We start from the raw sequence: 16044 nt of genomic DNA, 5'->3' as shown, positions 1-16044 counted from the left end.
TACTGCTTGTACTTTTATTTTTTGCAATGAAAACAGTAAAGAGAGGTAAATGATGTTAGGAGAGTTGATTCATTCAGTTTTAGTTTTTCTAGAAGGACTTGGTTATTGGGGAATTATGCTGGGATTAATGCTAGAGGTTATCCCAAGTGAAATCGTATTATCTTATGCAGGTTATTTAGTATCAACAGGAAGCATTACATTTTGGGGGGCTGTCGCGTTCGGTACAATTGGTGGTGTAATCGCACAACTATTCATTTATTGGATCGGTCGATACGGAGGAAGACCTGTTCTTGAGCGATATGGAAAATATATTTTGATTCAGAAGAAACATATTGATTATGCTGAAGCGTGGTTTAATCGTTACGGAACTGGTGTTATTTTTACAGCGCGTTTTATTCCTGTTGTGCGTCATGCTATTTCGATACCAGCGGGTATTGCGAAAATGTCACATGCTAAGTTTATTACGCTAACTACACTAGCTGTTATTCCATGGTCAATTGTATTTGTATATTTAGGTTTTAAATTAGGAACAGAGTGGGAAAGTATTAATAAAGTAGCTGGGCCATATGTGAAATACTTTGCACTTGCTGCTATTGTTTGTGCAATTGGTTATTTTATATTAAAAAAAATGATGAAAAAAAAGTGATTACGGAAAAAGAATCTATGCTGACATAGATTCTTTTTTATTGTCATTTTTTAAAGGATGAAAGTGTATGTTTAATATTTACCATATTGTGGCATATATATAGAAAAAGAGAGCTTGGAAAGGGGAATAAAAAGAAATGGAACTCCAGTTTCAAAATGTATATCAAGAAGTTGAGAATTGGTATGTGTTGGATTCGGAGCTTCCTTGGGATGTCAAAAAGTTAAGAAATGATTTGTTTTCTCTTATTGAAGTAAGTGCAACGCCAGTTATTTTTTGTGATACGTGTGATGCGAATCATGTACTTTTATCATTAGGAGAAGAAGAAGAGGAGTTTTTATTCCCAGTAGGTGGTTTTTATCATAAAGAAAAACAATTAATTTTCGTTTGTATGTGGGAAGAGTATGAGCAAGTACTCAAAACGCTATTGCATGAATTCAGGCATGCGATGCAGCATAAGGACGATGTACTATATGTTGGAAATGAACTATACGAAGAAAGATGGATCGAGAAAGATGCGAGGCATTTCGCGGAGAGGAAGCTAGATGAATATAAAAATAGAAATTTAATCTGAAGCATAGTGGAGGAAAATCACTGTGCTTTTATTTGTTGCTAATTAAAAATAAGTAGTTGACCTTTGATAAGTTTAGTTCTAAACTAATAGTATCAAATGAGCGAGGTGATGTAATGAAAGCAGAGGAAAGACTTGGATTAATATTATGGTTTCGTTTATCACGCTTTTATAATAGAAGTATTCGTGAGACGAATCAGCATTTGAAAAAGTGGAATGTATCTGCCGCTCAGTTTGATGCATTAGTTCAAATTGGAGGAAACGATCGTTTAACGCAGCAAGAACTTGGAAATAAGTTGTTTGTTACGAAAGGAAATGTTACTCAACTTTTAAATAAGATGGAGCAACTAGATTGGATTCAGCGTGAACAAGAAGGTACCACGAAATATATTTCATTAACAGAAAAGGGAAAGGTTCTATATGAAGAAATAGTCCCGCCGCAAGAAACATTTCAAGCAGAGCAATTTGATAAGTTAAATAGAGAAGAACAAAAACAATTATTAGAATTACTGAAGAAGTTGCAGTGATAAAATTAAAAATAAATATCTCGATTTCGAGATAATATGAGGTGAAGGATATGTTTAGAAAAGTTGATCATAAAAATATGGGAAGAGCAAATCACGGTTGGTTAAATACACATTTTCATTTTTCCTTTGCAAATTATTATAATCCAAACAACATGAATTTTGGAGCAGTACGTGTTATGAATGATGATTTAATAGCGCCACAAACTGGTTTTGATATGCATCCGCACCGTGATATGGAGATTATCTCTTACGTTATAGATGGTGAATTAACACATGAAGATAGTATGGGGAACCGCGGGACAATTGAGCGTGGGCATGTTCAATATATGAGTGCAGGTACTGGTGTATTTCACAGTGAGCATAACTTAGGAAGTGAAACATTACGTTTATTGCAAATTTGGATTTTACCAGACCGCGACGGTCATAAAGCAAACTATGGTGAGTTTAAATTTGATTGGAGTAAACGTGAAAATGAGTGGTTCCATATGGTATCTCCTTCTGATGGAGATGCACCAATTCATATTCACCAAGATGCAAATTTATATTCTTTATCATTAGAAGCGGGTAAAGAAATTCATTGTCCTGTTAAAGAAGGACGTCAATTGTACCTTGTACAAATTGAAGGTAGCAGCGTTGTAAACGGTGAAACACTTGTAATGCGTGATGCAGCGGAGGCTGTAGAAGAAGAGATTCGCATTCAAGCGAAAGAGAAGTCTCACTATTTAGCAATTGAAATGAAAATGCAATAAAGTGAGGCTTTAATCAGTGGTGGCTTTCCAGCATATAAATAGCGGAATGAAAAGTTATAGGAAAGAGGACATCGTTTTTCGATGTCCTCTTTTTGGTGAGTTTAATTATCAGAAAAAACTTTCTCAATTTTTGAGAGCAGGTATTGGGAAGATTATTCAGAATATTTATAAAGGTGTTAAAAACTTTTAGGGAAATGGGGAGTGTTAGATTGAAAAAGCAAGTAATTTCATCAGCATTAGCATTAACTGTTATCGCAAGTGGGTTTGGGGCATTTGGAGCAACTACGACGAAAGCAGAAGAGCAAAAAATCCAGTATCACCAAGAGTTTAAAACACCAGCTTACATAGGTGAAGAATGGAAGGCGCCGGAAGGACTAGATAAAAAAGAGACGGTCTTTCAATATTTAGAGAGTAAAAAGGATATGTTTAAACTAGCGGGAAATATTGACAAACATTTCAATATCGTTGGTGAAGAAAAAGATGCTGATTCTGGTACAACACATGTGAAGTTAGTTGAGAAGCATAATAACATTCCTGTGTATGGTTCAGATCAAACAGTTACGCTTGATAAAGAGAATAATGTAAAAGCATTTTTCGGACAAGTTATTCCGAATTTAGATAATAAAAATATTCCTGCATCTGCAAGTATTAGTGCGGAACAAGCAGAAACGATTGCAAAAGCTAATATTGAGAAAGAAATTGGTAAAGTAAAGAATTATGATGGTGTGAAAAAAGATTTATATGTGTATGAAAAAGATGGTCAATACTATCTTGCATATCTTGTAAAAGCGTCGGTTTCGAAACCAGCTCCAGGATATTGGCATTACTTTGTTGATGCAACAAATGGGAATGTTATTGAGAAATATAATGCTGTAGATAACATTACTGGATTTGGTTACGGAGTATTAGGGGCTAGACAATCATTTGAAATTGCTCAAGATACGAAAACAGGAGCGTTCAACTTATTTGATGGTACACGAGGACAAGGTGTCCATACATTTGATGCAGAGAATATGAACGAAGACTGGTTTAATTTATTCTCACAAATTCTTGGATATACAGGAGAAGAAATTGCAAGTAAATCTAAGTTCTTCGAAGATAAAGCGGCAGTAGATGCGCATGTGAATGCAGGAAAAGTATATGATTATTATAAAAAGACATTTAACCGTAACTCTTTCGATGATAAAGGTGCGAAACTTATTTCTGCTGTTCACGTAGGTGAATCTTGGAATAACGCAGCGTGGAACGGTGTGCAAATGATGTATGGTGATGGCGATGGTAAGACATTCATTCCATTATCAGCAGGGCTAGATGTTATTGGCCACGAATTAACGCATGCTGTAACTGAACATACAGCAAACCTTGTATATAAAAATGAATCAGGAGCGTTAAATGAATCGATATCTGATATTATGGGTGTCATGGTTGAGAAGAAGAGCTGGGATTTAGGTGCCGATATTTATACACCTGGTAAACCTGGAGATGCACTTCGATCTCTGAAAGATCCAGCATCTATTCCAAACCCATTAAAACCAGGTGAAGGTTACCCAGATCACTATAATAAACGTTATACTGGAACAGCTGATAATGGAGGCGTTCATATTAACAGTAGTATTAACAATAAGGCGGCGTATTTAGTGTCTGAGGGCGGCACGCATTACAATGTGAAAGTAACTGGAGTGGGCCGTGAAGCAACAGAAAAAATTTACTATCGTGCTCTTACAAAATATTTAACTGCAAACTCTGACTTTAAAATGATGCGTCAAGCTGCACTTCAATCAGCAGAAGATTTATATGGTAAAAACTCTAAAGCTGTACAAGCTGTAACGAAAGCTTATGATGCTGTAGGAGTAAAATAATAAGAGAAAAAAGACCTGACTGGATTGTCAGGTCTTTTCCTTATTTAATCACGAATACCTAGTGCGATTTTCGCCATACGTGACATACGTTCTTTCGTCCATGGCGGATTCCATACGACGTTTACTTCTATTTCATTTACTTCGGGTACGTTCGTTGATAATATTTTTTTAACGTCTGATACGATTTGGCCAGCCATTGGACAACCGATAGAAGTCATTGTCATTGTAACGACAGCATTATTATTTTCATCTGCTGTAACGTCATAAACTAATCCAAGATTGATAATATCAACACCTAATTCAGGGTCAATAACAGCTTCTAAATTTGCATATAATTTATTTTCAAATGCTTCTTGTGACATAAGTAGCACCTCCTACAGATTGATGATATCGATTCTCATTATAACGGAAATACGTGTAATGTGCAGGGAATGAGCTCAAAAAAATATTCCTCTCAGAAAGAGGAATATTTTTTGAAAAGCTATTCAGTTTTAAAATGAGATACGAGTTGATCTAATTCTTCAACTGTTTGTTTCATTTGTTTTGCAGTTAGGGTCATTTCATTCATAACAAGGACTTTTTTCCCAGCAGATTGTGCTGTTGCGGCAGTTTCACTTGATACTTCATTAGAAATTGAAGTGATGTTATTGAGTGAAGCGTTCATTTCTTCAGCACTTGCAGCCATTTCTTCAGCAGTTGCTGATATGTCTTGAATTTGAGTAGACACTTTATTCACTTGACCAACGATTGTTGTGAAAGAAGAGCCGGCCTCACGAATGACGTTAATACCTTCAAATGCTTCGGAACGACCTTGAGACATCATAGAGCTAGCAGTTTCTGTGTCATTTTGAATTTGATGTAGCAATTGGTTAATATCTGTTGCAGCTGTTTTTGATTGTTCAGCAAGTTTACGAACTTCATCAGCTACGACAGCAAATCCTTTTCCTTGTTCGCCGGCACGAGCAGCTTCAATAGAAGCATTTAATGCAAGTAGATTTGTTTGTTCAGCGATATTAGAAATAGATTGTACAGCTGTATCGATATATTTTGTATGAGTGATTAGACGTTCGACTACTTCTGATGTAGCATTTACAGCTTCGTGAATCGTTGTCATTTGTGTAATAGATTTCTGGATAACAGTATTTCCATCGTTAGCATGTTCAGATGTGGTAACAGCTAGCTCGGCCACAGACGAAGCTGATTCTGCAATACGCTGAACACTTAATGCCATATCATCCATTGCAGTAGAGCTTTCTTCCATACTAGAAGTTTGCGATTGAATGCTTGCATTTAAATTGGACATCGAGCTTTGAACTTTTATTGTCGCATCAAGCGATGTATTGGTCTTTTCTAGCATATTTTCAGAAGCATTTTGTACTTCCACAGAAGTTTTTTGAACACGATTAATGATATGTTGCAGGTTTTCTAACATTTTATTAAATGATGTTGCAATTGCACCAATTTCATCATTGCTATTTACTTGTAGACGGGCTGTTAAGTCGCCTTCTTGAGAGGCTAATTCTTTTAGTTTAGTATCAATTTGTTGAATTGGTTTTACAAGCTTACCAGAGAACCACCATGCAAGAATAATTGCAGTTACAATACAAATAACAAGTGATAAGAAGACAACATATTCAATTCGTAGTGAAGATTGATCGATTTTTTCAATAGATTGTTCACGTAATTTAGCTTGTTCATTAGTGTAATTTGTGAAATCACCGATTACTTTATAAACAGTGCCATTCTCTGTAGAAGCTACTTGTAAAGCTTCTTCCCATTTTTGTTCTTTTGCAAGAGTGAATACTTTCTCTTCAATGAAATTTCTCCAAGTGGATCCTAATTCCATTGTGCTTTTCACGGATTGAGAAGTGTTAGGGTTAGAAAGAAGTTGCCCTTTTGTATCTTCAAGACGTTTACTCATCTCATTAAACTTGTCTAATTCGACTTGATCATGTTGTAGTAAATAACCTCTTAAAGCAGAAAGTTGTACTTGATAAGCGTCTCCGCGCTCTTTCAATTCTGTTGCAAGAGGAGAAATTTCTTTTTGTAATGTTTCAGCTTTATGAGACTGATCCATGGTAAAGAATAAAATAAAAGCTAAGGCGATGCCGAATAAAGCGCAAATCATTCCCATCATGAACATTAGTTTTTTTCGAATGCTAATAAAATTCATATGATTAAAAAACCTCCTTTGTGAAATTCGAGTATTAAGATTACCTCATATAACAATTTAAGAGAAAGCCTTATTCCTATTTAAAGTTGGAATAAAGCTTTCTTATTTCCTTTAGGAATTATAGCAGACAGAGTGGGAGAGAGAAAGATATATTTTAAAGTAAAAAAGAGGGGCTAAAAAACAAATCCCTCTTTTTTACTTTTATACATTTGTTTTGAAATGAGAAACGAGAACTTCGAGTTCTTGTACTGCAGTTTTCATTTCTGATGACTGTGTAGCAATGTCTTTCATTACATTTACTTGGTCACCAGCTGAATGTGCTGTCTGTGTTGTTTCAGCGGCAACTTCGTTTGAAATAGAAGCGATATTATTTAAAGCGGCATTCATTTCCTCAGAACTTGCGGCCATCTCTTCAGCAGTTGCAGACATTTCTTGCATCTGTGTAGAGACTTTGTTAATGTGGTTAACAATTGCTGAGAATGAAGAGCCAGCAGTACGAATGACAGTGATTCCTTGTGAAGCTTCTGATTGACCTTGTGTCATCATTTCATTAGCTATTTTTGTGTCCTCTTGAATTTGATGAAGTAAATGGTTAATGTCGGTTGCGGCTAGTTTAGATTGTTCCGCAAGTTTGCGTACTTCATCGGCGACAACTGCGAATCCTTTGCCATGTTCACCAGCGCGAGCTGCTTCAATAGAAGCATTTAGAGCAAGTAGATTCGTTTGTTCTGCAACGTTAGAAATGGATTGAAGGGCAGTATCAATGTGATTAGTATGTGTGATAAGTCGCTCTACTACTTGCGATGTAGCGTTAACAGCTTCATTGATTGTATTCATTTGTGTAATAGACTTTTCAATTACTTTACTACCATCATCTGCTTTTTCAGAAGTTGTAACAGCCAATCCAGCAACAGAAGAGGCAGATTCTGCAATACGCTGAACACTTGTTGCCATATCGTCCATTGCCGTTGAGCTTTCTTCGATGCTAGACACTTGTGAACGAATATTATGATCAAGTGTATTCATAGTTGCTTGGATGTGTGCGGTAGTATCCATAGATGCAGTCGTTTCGATAAACATATTTTCTGAAGCTTCTTTTACACTTGTTGATGTTTGTTGGACTTGCTTTATTATACGCTGTAAGTTAGCAAGCATTTGATTAAAGGAATTTGCGATGTCACCAATTTCATCTTTACTCGTTACGTGTAATCTAGCGGTTAAATCGCCATCTTGAGAAGCTAATTCTTTTAACTTCGCATCAATTTGTCGAATCGGTTTAACGAGTTTACCAGAGAACCACCATGCCAATAGAATAGACGTTAATGTACATGTAATGAGTGAGAAGAAAATAATATATTGAATAAGGGATGAAGAAGACTCTACGTCAGTAATTAATACGTCCCGTTTGTCATTTTCTTCATTTGCATATTTAGTAAAACGACTTAAAAGATCATTTACATAATCTGTTTGAGCAAGAGCAATTTTGGATGCTTCATCCCATTTTCCTTCCCGTGCAAGAGGGAGGACTTCATTATCTACGACGCTGCGCCATTTTGCTCCCATTAAAATGGCCTCTTTCATTCCTTCTGGGAGTTTTTTATCACTTGTTACTTTCTCCCTAGTATCAGCTAGTTTTTTTCCTTCCCGGTTGAATTTATCCAATCCTTTTTGGTCATGTGATAGTAAATATTCTTGTAAACCAGCGACCTGCGCTTGGAACCAATCGCCACGTTCTTTTAAAATCGTTGCTCTTTTCGATACATCATTCTTTAATGTTTCGATTTCACTTGCTTGATTCATCGCGAATGAAAGAATAACAATAAGAGCAATGCTAAATAAGGAAGAAATGCTTAAGAGTGTGAACAGTAGTTTTTTTCGAATGCTAACATATTTCATTGTTACCCCTACCTTTTTTAAAAAACTATTTATTGTAATTTATAAATATTAAGAACGAAATTAATAAAAACATGATTAAGAAGTTATTAATCTGTTCAATGAAAATTATAGCAGATAATGGAATATGGCAGATTAATGTGAGTAAATGTTCTTAAAATGTATACATTTGTATATCAAAAAATTCATAAATAAAAATCAGAAATGGTATTGTAATTTGAAATAACATCCTGTATACTTCTAATTAGTTGATAACGATTATCACTATCAACTAAACATTACTCTTCGTTATGTTGGTCATACCCCTTTTTGACGACGTAAGTCAGAGACGAATGTTGAAATATCTTGTGTCCTATTCTACAGAATTATGGTAATCTCCAACCTCAACTTATATGCGTAAGCATGCAAAAAAGGATCCTATCCGTGAAGGGATCCTTTTTTGCATGTTGTCGCAATTAATGTGTATAGACCTGGTATACGTTCTTCAATTCCTTCGGGTGAAGTAGAAGAGAAAACCCACCTTTGATGAGACCCGTGTTCTTCAACTAGCTTTTCAATTTTAAAACGTTCTTCCGCAAGTGTTGTAACAATTTCTCCTAACGTCCAGCGGCGTATGTTTGTTTTCGGTAATGATTCTTTCTGCGATTCTGTAAGAAGAATGCTATAAGCAACATCATCTTCAATCAATTCTTCATCGAAATAATTTCCATTGGCCCGAAATGATGGATGATCTACACCTAATAATTTAGTGTAAATAGGATGATAGTCACGAAGGATAAGCATTCCATCTTGTTTAAGTAAGTTAGCAATCTTTTGAAAGAGTGGTTTTAAATCTAAAAAGTAATGAAGTACACCAAGTTCCAGCAATACGACATCAAATGATTCGGAAAGATTTACATCAAGTACATCAGAGACGATGTATTGGATAGAGACACCAGCGGCTTCTGCAAGTTCATTTGCATATTTGGCATTACTCGCTGAAATATCAACAACTGTTACGTCAGATCCTAATAGGGAAAGAGCGACGGCTTTATTTCCTTTTGACCCGAGTAAATTAATAATACGCTTTCCTTTTGGAGATTGTATGTAAGGTAAATAATGATCTACCTCGCGCACGGGATCTTCCATGAGCTTTTTCGCATAATCCTCTGGCGCCCCGTGGCGATTTGTCCAAGCTTCATAAGCAGCTGCGTTCCAGCTTTTTTCATTAATAGTACTTAGTTGTTTTTGATTCAATTTTATCACTCCTTTTGTGAACGTATAGTTATTCGGTGAATGAGTAGGATTTCCTGTTCTTTTGAATAAAAGTTTGATTTTTCTGTTGTTAAGTCGTAAAATACGTTTTATACATAAAAGCGTTGAAAAGGAAAAGTAGAATGGAACCATTCTTTCCAGAGAGCTTCGGTAGCTGAGAAGAAGCAAGAATATTCATTTGAACAATGGCCTTTGAGCTTCGTCCTGAACTTATCAAATGATAATAGTAGGCGGCGACGAGAGTTGGTACTCGTTATCAAAACCAGAGTATAAGAGCACATAGCTCCGTACTTGTTAAGGTTAGTTATGCGAATGACTGACGAAATAAGGTGGTACCGCGACTGTTTATACAGCCCCGCCCTTATCTTTTTTAAGATAAGGGCGGGGCTTTTTATATTTTAAAGGAGGAATATAAGATGAGTATTTTTATTGGAGGCGCTTGGCCGTATGCAAATGGTTCGTTACACCTTGGACACATTGCTAGTTTGTTACCAGGAGATATTTTAGCACGTTATTACAGGGCAAAAGGTGAGCATGTGTTGTATGTTTCAGGAAGTGATTGTAATGGAACACCGATTACAATTAGAGCAAAGCAAGAAGGTGTGACGGTGAAAGAAATTGCTGATAAGTATCACGAAGAGTTTGAGCGATGTTTTCGTAGCCTTGGTTTTACTTATGATTGCTATACACGTACAGATAGTGAGCATCATCATGAAACTGTTCAAAAAGTCTTTTTGCGACTATTAGAAGAAGGTTATATTTATAAAAAAGTAGTTGAGCAAGCTTATTGTGAAACGTGTACGCAATTTTTACCGGATCGATATGTAGAAGGTATTTGTCCGCATTGTCATGAAGCAGCAAGGGGCGATCAATGCGATGCTTGTTCCGCTATTTTAGATCCACTCGATTTGTTAGAAAAGAAATGTAAGTTATGTGGTAGTACGCCATCAGTACAGGAAACAGAGCATTTCTATTTTGCATTGCATAAATTTCAGCAGCAAATTAAAGAGGCCGTAGAAATTGCAAAGCAGAAAGGAACATGGCGCGACAATGCAATTCAATTAACAGAGAGATATTTAAAGGAAGGATTACAAGATAGGGCAGTGTCACGTGATTTACCAATTGGGGTACCAATTCCAGTGGCAGGATATGAAGATAAGAAAATTTACGTATGGATTGAAGCAGTGACAGGATATTATTCGGCGAGTAAAAATTGGGCTGAAGAAACAGGGAAAGATGATCAAGAGTTTTGGGATAAAGGAGCGAAAACATATTATGTACATGGTAAGGATAATATTCCGTTTCATTCAATCATTTGGCCAGCGGTATTACTTGGAATAGGAGAAGAAGCGATCCCGCGTCATATCGTTTCGAATGAGTATTTAACAGTAGAAAAAAGAAAATTATCGACAAGTAAAAACTGGGCAGTATGGGTGCCTGACATATTAGAACGCTACAATCCAGATTCTATTCGTTACTTTTTAACAGTTAACGCACCAGAAAATCGTGATACTGATTTTTCATGGCGTGAATTCATTTACAGTCATAATAGTGAATTGTTAGGTGCATACGGGAACTTTGTGAACCGGACATTAAAGTTTGTTGAAAAATATTATGGTGGTACTGTACCGAAGGGAAGTATTGATGTAGAGCTGAAAGATAAAGTAGAAGGATTATATAAAAGTGTAGGAGAGGCGATTGAACAAACTAAATTTAAGGTGGCACTAGAAACAATATTTGATGCAGTACGCTTTGCAAATAAATACTTTGATGAAAAGCAGCCTTGGAAACAAAGAGAAGACGACCCAGTTTCATGTGAGGAAACAATTTATAATTGTGTTTACCTAATAGCAAACTTTGCACAACTGCTGGAACCATTTTTACCGTTTTCAAGTGAAAGAGTTAGAAATACATTATCGAGTGTTAAAGTAAATTGGGAACCTCAAAATACGTTGCCAAACCGAATTGATAATGTGCAGCCCTTATTTGAGCGAATCGATGTAAAACAAATTGAACATGAGGTAGAAAAGTTATATGGAGCGGTAAAGTGAAATATAAGGAAAAGGCCTTTCAAATAAAGTGAAACTTTAATCAGTGGGGGTTTTGTTCATCCCCCACTGATTATTAGCCCTCACCAATCGGGCTTTTACGGGCAGTTGATCCCCCACCTAAATTCTTTGCTTTCTCTGAATTTTGAGGTGGGGGTCTTAATGCCCGTTAATGCGGGATAAATGAAAGGTCTTTTGTTATGCTGTATAACCCTCTTTCTTATCTTTCAAAAAGAAAAGTACAGCAAGGATTACGAGAATAATAGCCGCAATATCATATGTTATTTTGAAGGTAGTAATAAAGTTTAACATATCGTAACTTTATTCACATTTATATACAAGTTGATGTTGTCACGCACTATGAACACGATTATGTTTTTTTTCTTTCCTAGCAGTAAGTAGTTGTGGTGTGAAAATACCGAGTAATATAACCACAATCCCAATCCACTGCATTGGTGATACAACTTCATGAACAAGTGTAATAGAAGCGATAATTGCTGTTGGTAATTCAGCTGCACCTAATATTGTACCAAGCCCCGTTCCGACTTTTGGTACCCCAATTGAAAAACAAATGACAGGTATAATAACCCCGAACAGTCCAAGGAAGAAAGCATATTTCCATAGGCCTGCTTGTAAAGCGCCGTCCGTTAAAAAGGTAGGGGGGAAAAATAAGCATACAATAAGAGTAGCACTCGTTGTCATAAGAAAGCTTTTCGTATAAGGCGGAACATCTGTAGCAACGCGCCCGCTTACAAATACATAGAATGAGAAAGAGACGGCAGCTAATAGTCCGAAAATAATACCTTTCGTAGAAAAGTTTTGTCCAAGACCTTCAAATACTCCACCAGCAAACAATGTACCAGTAAATAAAATAATAATAGATATAACTTTCTCACGGCTTGGGAATGTCCGGTTGGCAATCGCTTCGATGACTACACCAATCCAAGTGAACTGAAAGAGTAAAACGACAGCGATAGAGGCTGGCAATTCTTCTACGGAAATAGCATAGAAAATACCTGTCATACTCATAGTTGTGCCGACTGTTAGTAACGAAAAGAATTGTTTTTTTGATACTTTATGACGTGAAAAGAAAAGAACGAGTAAAAGTAGTCCAATCCATCCGAAAACATATTGTCCTCCTAGTAGTTGGTGTGCGGAAAATCCGTCGATGAATCCGAGTTTAAAAATAGTTGAAAGTACGCCGTAGCTACAAGCGCCGAATAAAACTAGTAATGAATACTTAAATTTCTCCATGTGAAAACCTCCTTATATAAATAAAAAACGCCCGTTATCCTAATAAGGAAAACGGGCGAACGAAACAGAGTCAGAGACTCTACAAAATTCCGCCACTCATACGAAGTATGAGTTTGGGGTATGAAATTATAGTAGTAGTTTACATTGCTTTTGGGAATACAATAGAGCATTTTACACCTTGAGGTGTGTTTTGTATTCCATAAGGAAACTGATGTTTATCTAATATTTGTTTTACAATATATAACCCAAGACCACTACCTTGTACTAAGCCATGTTTGTCAGGATTTGCGCGATAGAATGGTTCAAATAAATGGGCAAGTTTATCTTCATCAATTTGAGAACCTGTATTTAATACTTCTAACGCGTAACCGTTTGGCTTTTCATAAAGTTTTATATATACATGCTGATGGTCAATTGTATAATGAATTGCATTTGAAATAATGTTAAAAATAGCAGTTTGCATAAATTTAGGATCAGCTAAAATTTGTGCATCTTGTTTAATGTTAGATTGAACATTTAATTGTTTTACAGATACAAAATAATCTACTTTCTTTATAACGTCCTCAATAATATTAGTTAATGAGATAACTTTTAAATTTGGTTTAAATTGAGGGTTTTGTATTTTGGATAATTCTGACACCTTTTCCGTTAATATGTTAATATCTTGCATCATCTCATATGAACGTTTTAAATATTTATCTCTATCTTTATAAGCGCCAATTCCGTGAATCATGCCATCGAGTTGTCCCATAACGGCTGCGATTGGTGTTTTTAATTCATGGGATATCATAGACATAAATTCTTTACGAGATTGTTCTAACTGTTGTTCCTTCTTGAGTTCATTTCTTAAATCTTGATTGCTTTCATGTAAATTTTTCACAATAGTAGGTACTTGTGAGGCAGCTACTTGCAAATTAAAATCTGTTTGATCTGTATTTTTGTTAAGTAGCTTTTTATCTGAGAAATCAAGATTCATAATATCTTTTAAAGCATCGCTCATATATCGGAAAGGTTTGGCGATTATTTTTGCGTAGATTAAAGATCCAAGCAGAGATAATGCAAGCATTGTCGCCCCAATATGTGGAGCTAACTGCTGCAACACATCTGTTAACTTTGGATTATCATGTGTATCATTTGCTTTACTTGCTGCATTTTGTGTATGTAAGGCATCATTGTTAGTAACTTGCTTTTCCGCTTCTGTAAGTGAAGACGTTGTGTTACTTTTCCCCGGAATATTTTGTGCATGTTCTTTTGCTTTTGCAGTTTGGCTAGGCTGCAAAAGATGATTGATGGCTGTAGAGAGTGTTTTCATGTCTATTTGAGAAGATTGAAAATTAGAGATGCTACTCTCTGACACAGCTTTATTTTGCTTTGTTTTACTTTGGTCGTTTTGTTTGTCTGATTCCGCTTGTTCCGCAGTTTGCGTTCCAGAAGCTTTCAAACGATCTTTATCGTAATTTGAGGCTAGAAAATAAATAATTTGATAAAGACAAAGTGATAACAGAATACAAAATAATAAGGTTTTGATGAATATATTTTTGGTGATGTTGTCTTTGCTACGATTCGATTTTGTAGCCAATGCCTTTCACCGTTTTAATATAAGGAATTTCTAATTTTTTTCGTAAGTTTTTAATATGTGTATCTATAACTCTCACATCACCATAATGTTCATAGCCCCATACCTTATTTAACAAATCACTTCTTGATAGTACTTTTCCCCGATTTTGCAGTAAAGTATATATAATTTCAAATTCTTTTGTAGTCAATTCAATTTGATTACCATGAACATAAGCGGCATATGCTGTAGAATTTAACATCAATTCATGGAATTGTAGTATAGTTGCAGCTTCTGCTTCCTTCGTTGCTGCCCTTCTTAATACAGCTTCTACACGTTTTATAAATACGGTGTAATGGAACGGTTTTGTAATATAGTCATCAATACCTAACTCAAATCCTTTAATTTCACTTTCTTCATTATGTAAGCCTGTTAACATAATGATTGGTACATCAGATTGTCCTCGCATAATTTTACAAATACTATAGCCATCTATATCTGGTAACATTACATCGAGGAGGACAAGATCGTATGAATTTTTTTGGAAAAGAAGAATGCCTTCTGTTCCAGCACCAACTACATCAACAGTAAAGTTTTGTGCCATTAGAAATTCACGAATAAGTTCTTGTATATCTGGGTTGTCTTCAATCACCAGTATATGCGTCATAGTAACACCTCCTAAATAACGCTTTTTACTGCAATATTCGAATTCATCATTTTTTGGATGACTCAGATTGTTTATACATATAATAAGCCCCCGCTATAAAATAGTAATGAAAGTAGCAAGGGGATTGTTTAGTGTCACTGAATAGTTCAGAATTACAGTAGTTCTATTATAGTATGTATTGTAAAATTTATAAAATATTATAACTGTATAATTTTAATATCCATGTTTATCAATGTTAAGATGATGTTGAATGCAATCTATTTTTATTATATATGTAAATACAGTTGTTTTGCTACTGTAAATGAATAAATAAAATAAGCCAAGACATAAAATTCTTGGCTACACATAAATCTTGTTCTTAGGCTAATTTACAGTGACAGTAGCTTGCTGCTGAACGCGCTCAAATAACCAGTGAATATCATTGTTAAACATACGAATACAACCAAGTGTTGTTGCTTTCCCGATTGCTTGATTATTGTTAGTTCCATGAATCGCATACGTTGTTCCGTAAGTTCCTGCCATATTTAATCCGAGCCAGCGGTCCCCAAGTGGATTACGTGGATCGCCGCCTTTAATTTTTCCTGTATAGTAAGGACGGTTTTTAATTTTATTTACGATTTGAAAAGTACCCTTAGGTGTTGGTGTTGCTGCTTTTCCAGTAGCGACAGTGAAACTTTTTATGAATTTTCCATCTTGATAATAATCCATTTTATTTATTTTTGTGTTTACGATAAGCTGATCTTTCGTCGTAGCTGCTTCTGCAGTAGTGAATGGAAGAGTTAAAAATCCTAATGATAATAGCGCACTTAATAATAGTTTTTTCATTATATTCTCCTTTTACTTATTGTAGT

General features: G+C 35.5%; 14 protein-coding genes and 1 other annotated feature. Of the genes, 6 read left to right on the top strand and 8 right to left on the bottom strand.

Annotated features, from left to right (window positions below):
* Nucleotides 1–52: 52 nt before the first annotated feature.
* The 5 genes from uptA (at nucleotide 53) to JFT89_RS16425 (ending at nucleotide 4349) form a co-directional block, all read left to right on the top strand.
* Nucleotides 53–646: an undecaprenyl phosphate transporter UptA gene (uptA, locus tag JFT89_RS16445; RefSeq protein WP_002068116.1), complete on the top strand. Its 594-nt coding sequence runs from the start codon at nucleotides 53–55 to the stop codon at nucleotides 644–646.
* Nucleotides 647–782: 136 nt separating this feature from the next.
* A complete protein-coding gene (locus JFT89_RS16440) occupies nucleotides 783–1217 on the top strand; it encodes a DUF3920 family protein (protein ID WP_201040371.1) in 435 nt (144 codons plus the stop codon).
* A gap of 113 nt (nucleotides 1218–1330) precedes the next feature.
* A complete protein-coding gene (locus JFT89_RS16435) occupies nucleotides 1331–1741 on the top strand; it encodes a MarR family winged helix-turn-helix transcriptional regulator (protein WP_002068118.1) in 411 nt (136 codons plus the stop codon).
* A gap of 50 nt (nucleotides 1742–1791) precedes the next feature.
* A complete protein-coding gene (locus tag JFT89_RS16430; protein ID WP_201040370.1) occupies nucleotides 1792–2490 on the top strand; it encodes a pirin family protein in 699 nt (232 codons plus the stop codon).
* A 209-nt stretch (nucleotides 2491–2699) separates the two neighbouring features.
* Complete coding sequence (locus JFT89_RS16425) at nucleotides 2700–4349, top strand: M4 family metallopeptidase (RefSeq protein ID WP_016096579.1); 1650 nt, start codon at nucleotides 2700–2702, stop codon at nucleotides 4347–4349.
* Nucleotides 4350–4393: 44 nt separating this feature from the next.
* Here JFT89_RS16425 and JFT89_RS16420 read toward each other — a convergent pair whose 3' ends face one another.
* The 4 genes from JFT89_RS16420 to JFT89_RS16405 all read right to left on the bottom strand — a co-directional run bounded on the left by JFT89_RS16420 (nucleotide 4394) and on the right by JFT89_RS16405 (nucleotide 9801).
* Complete coding sequence (locus tag JFT89_RS16420; protein WP_002068130.1) at nucleotides 4394–4711, bottom strand: metal-sulfur cluster assembly factor; 318 nt, start codon at nucleotides 4709–4711, stop codon at nucleotides 4394–4396.
* A 119-nt stretch (nucleotides 4712–4830) separates the two neighbouring features.
* Nucleotides 4831–6522, bottom strand: coding sequence for a methyl-accepting chemotaxis protein (locus tag JFT89_RS16415; protein ID WP_201040369.1), 1692 nt, complete (start codon nucleotides 6520–6522; stop codon nucleotides 4831–4833).
* A 201-nt stretch (nucleotides 6523–6723) separates the two neighbouring features.
* A complete protein-coding gene (locus JFT89_RS16410) occupies nucleotides 6724–8418 on the bottom strand; it encodes a methyl-accepting chemotaxis protein (RefSeq protein ID WP_201040368.1) in 1695 nt (564 codons plus the stop codon).
* A gap of 414 nt (nucleotides 8419–8832) precedes the next feature.
* The gene (locus JFT89_RS16405) at nucleotides 8833–9801 is read right to left on the bottom strand and encodes a class I SAM-dependent methyltransferase (RefSeq protein ID WP_002068134.1); all 969 of its coding nucleotides are present in this window, start codon (nucleotides 9799–9801) and stop codon (nucleotides 8833–8835) included.
* Nucleotides 9765–10035 (top strand) — a binding site (T-box leader). (Overlaps the previous gene by 37 nt.)
* 50 nt (nucleotides 10036–10085) lie before the next feature.
* On the opposite strand from JFT89_RS16405, the gene metG reads away from it, so the two are divergent.
* Nucleotides 10086–11720: a methionine--tRNA ligase gene (gene metG, locus JFT89_RS16400; protein WP_201040367.1), complete on the top strand. Its 1635-nt coding sequence runs from the start codon at nucleotides 10086–10088 to the stop codon at nucleotides 11718–11720.
* Nucleotides 11721–12068: 348 nt separating this feature from the next.
* Here metG and JFT89_RS16395 read toward each other — a convergent pair whose 3' ends face one another.
* The 4 genes from JFT89_RS16395 to JFT89_RS16380 all read right to left on the bottom strand — a co-directional run bounded on the left by JFT89_RS16395 (nucleotide 12069) and on the right by JFT89_RS16380 (nucleotide 16018).
* Nucleotides 12069–12971, bottom strand: a complete 903-nt coding sequence (locus tag JFT89_RS16395; RefSeq protein WP_002015976.1) for an EamA family transporter — start codon at nucleotides 12969–12971, stop codon at nucleotides 12069–12071.
* Nucleotides 12972–13110: 139 nt separating this feature from the next.
* A complete protein-coding gene (locus JFT89_RS16390; protein WP_002139246.1) occupies nucleotides 13111–14550 on the bottom strand; it encodes a sensor histidine kinase in 1440 nt (479 codons plus the stop codon).
* Complete coding sequence (locus tag JFT89_RS16385) at nucleotides 14528–15193, bottom strand: response regulator transcription factor (protein ID WP_000148832.1); 666 nt, start codon at nucleotides 15191–15193, stop codon at nucleotides 14528–14530. Before JFT89_RS16385 ends, JFT89_RS16390 begins: the two co-directional genes overlap by 23 nt.
* Nucleotides 15194–15556: 363 nt before the next feature.
* Nucleotides 15557–16018 (bottom strand): L,D-transpeptidase, encoded by a 462-nt coding sequence (locus JFT89_RS16380; RefSeq protein WP_002015973.1) that lies wholly within the window; start codon nucleotides 16016–16018, stop codon nucleotides 15557–15559.
* Nucleotides 16019–16044: the final 26 nt, after the last annotated feature.

Origin of the sequence: Bacillus sp. TH25 (genome assembly GCF_016650935.1) — a bacterium.
GTDB classification, from domain to species: domain Bacteria; phylum Bacillota; class Bacilli; order Bacillales; family Bacillaceae_G; genus Bacillus_A; species Bacillus_A mycoides.
The sequence above is the reverse complement of the archived record's forward strand: the minus strand, read 5'-3'. Positions and strand labels throughout refer to the sequence as shown.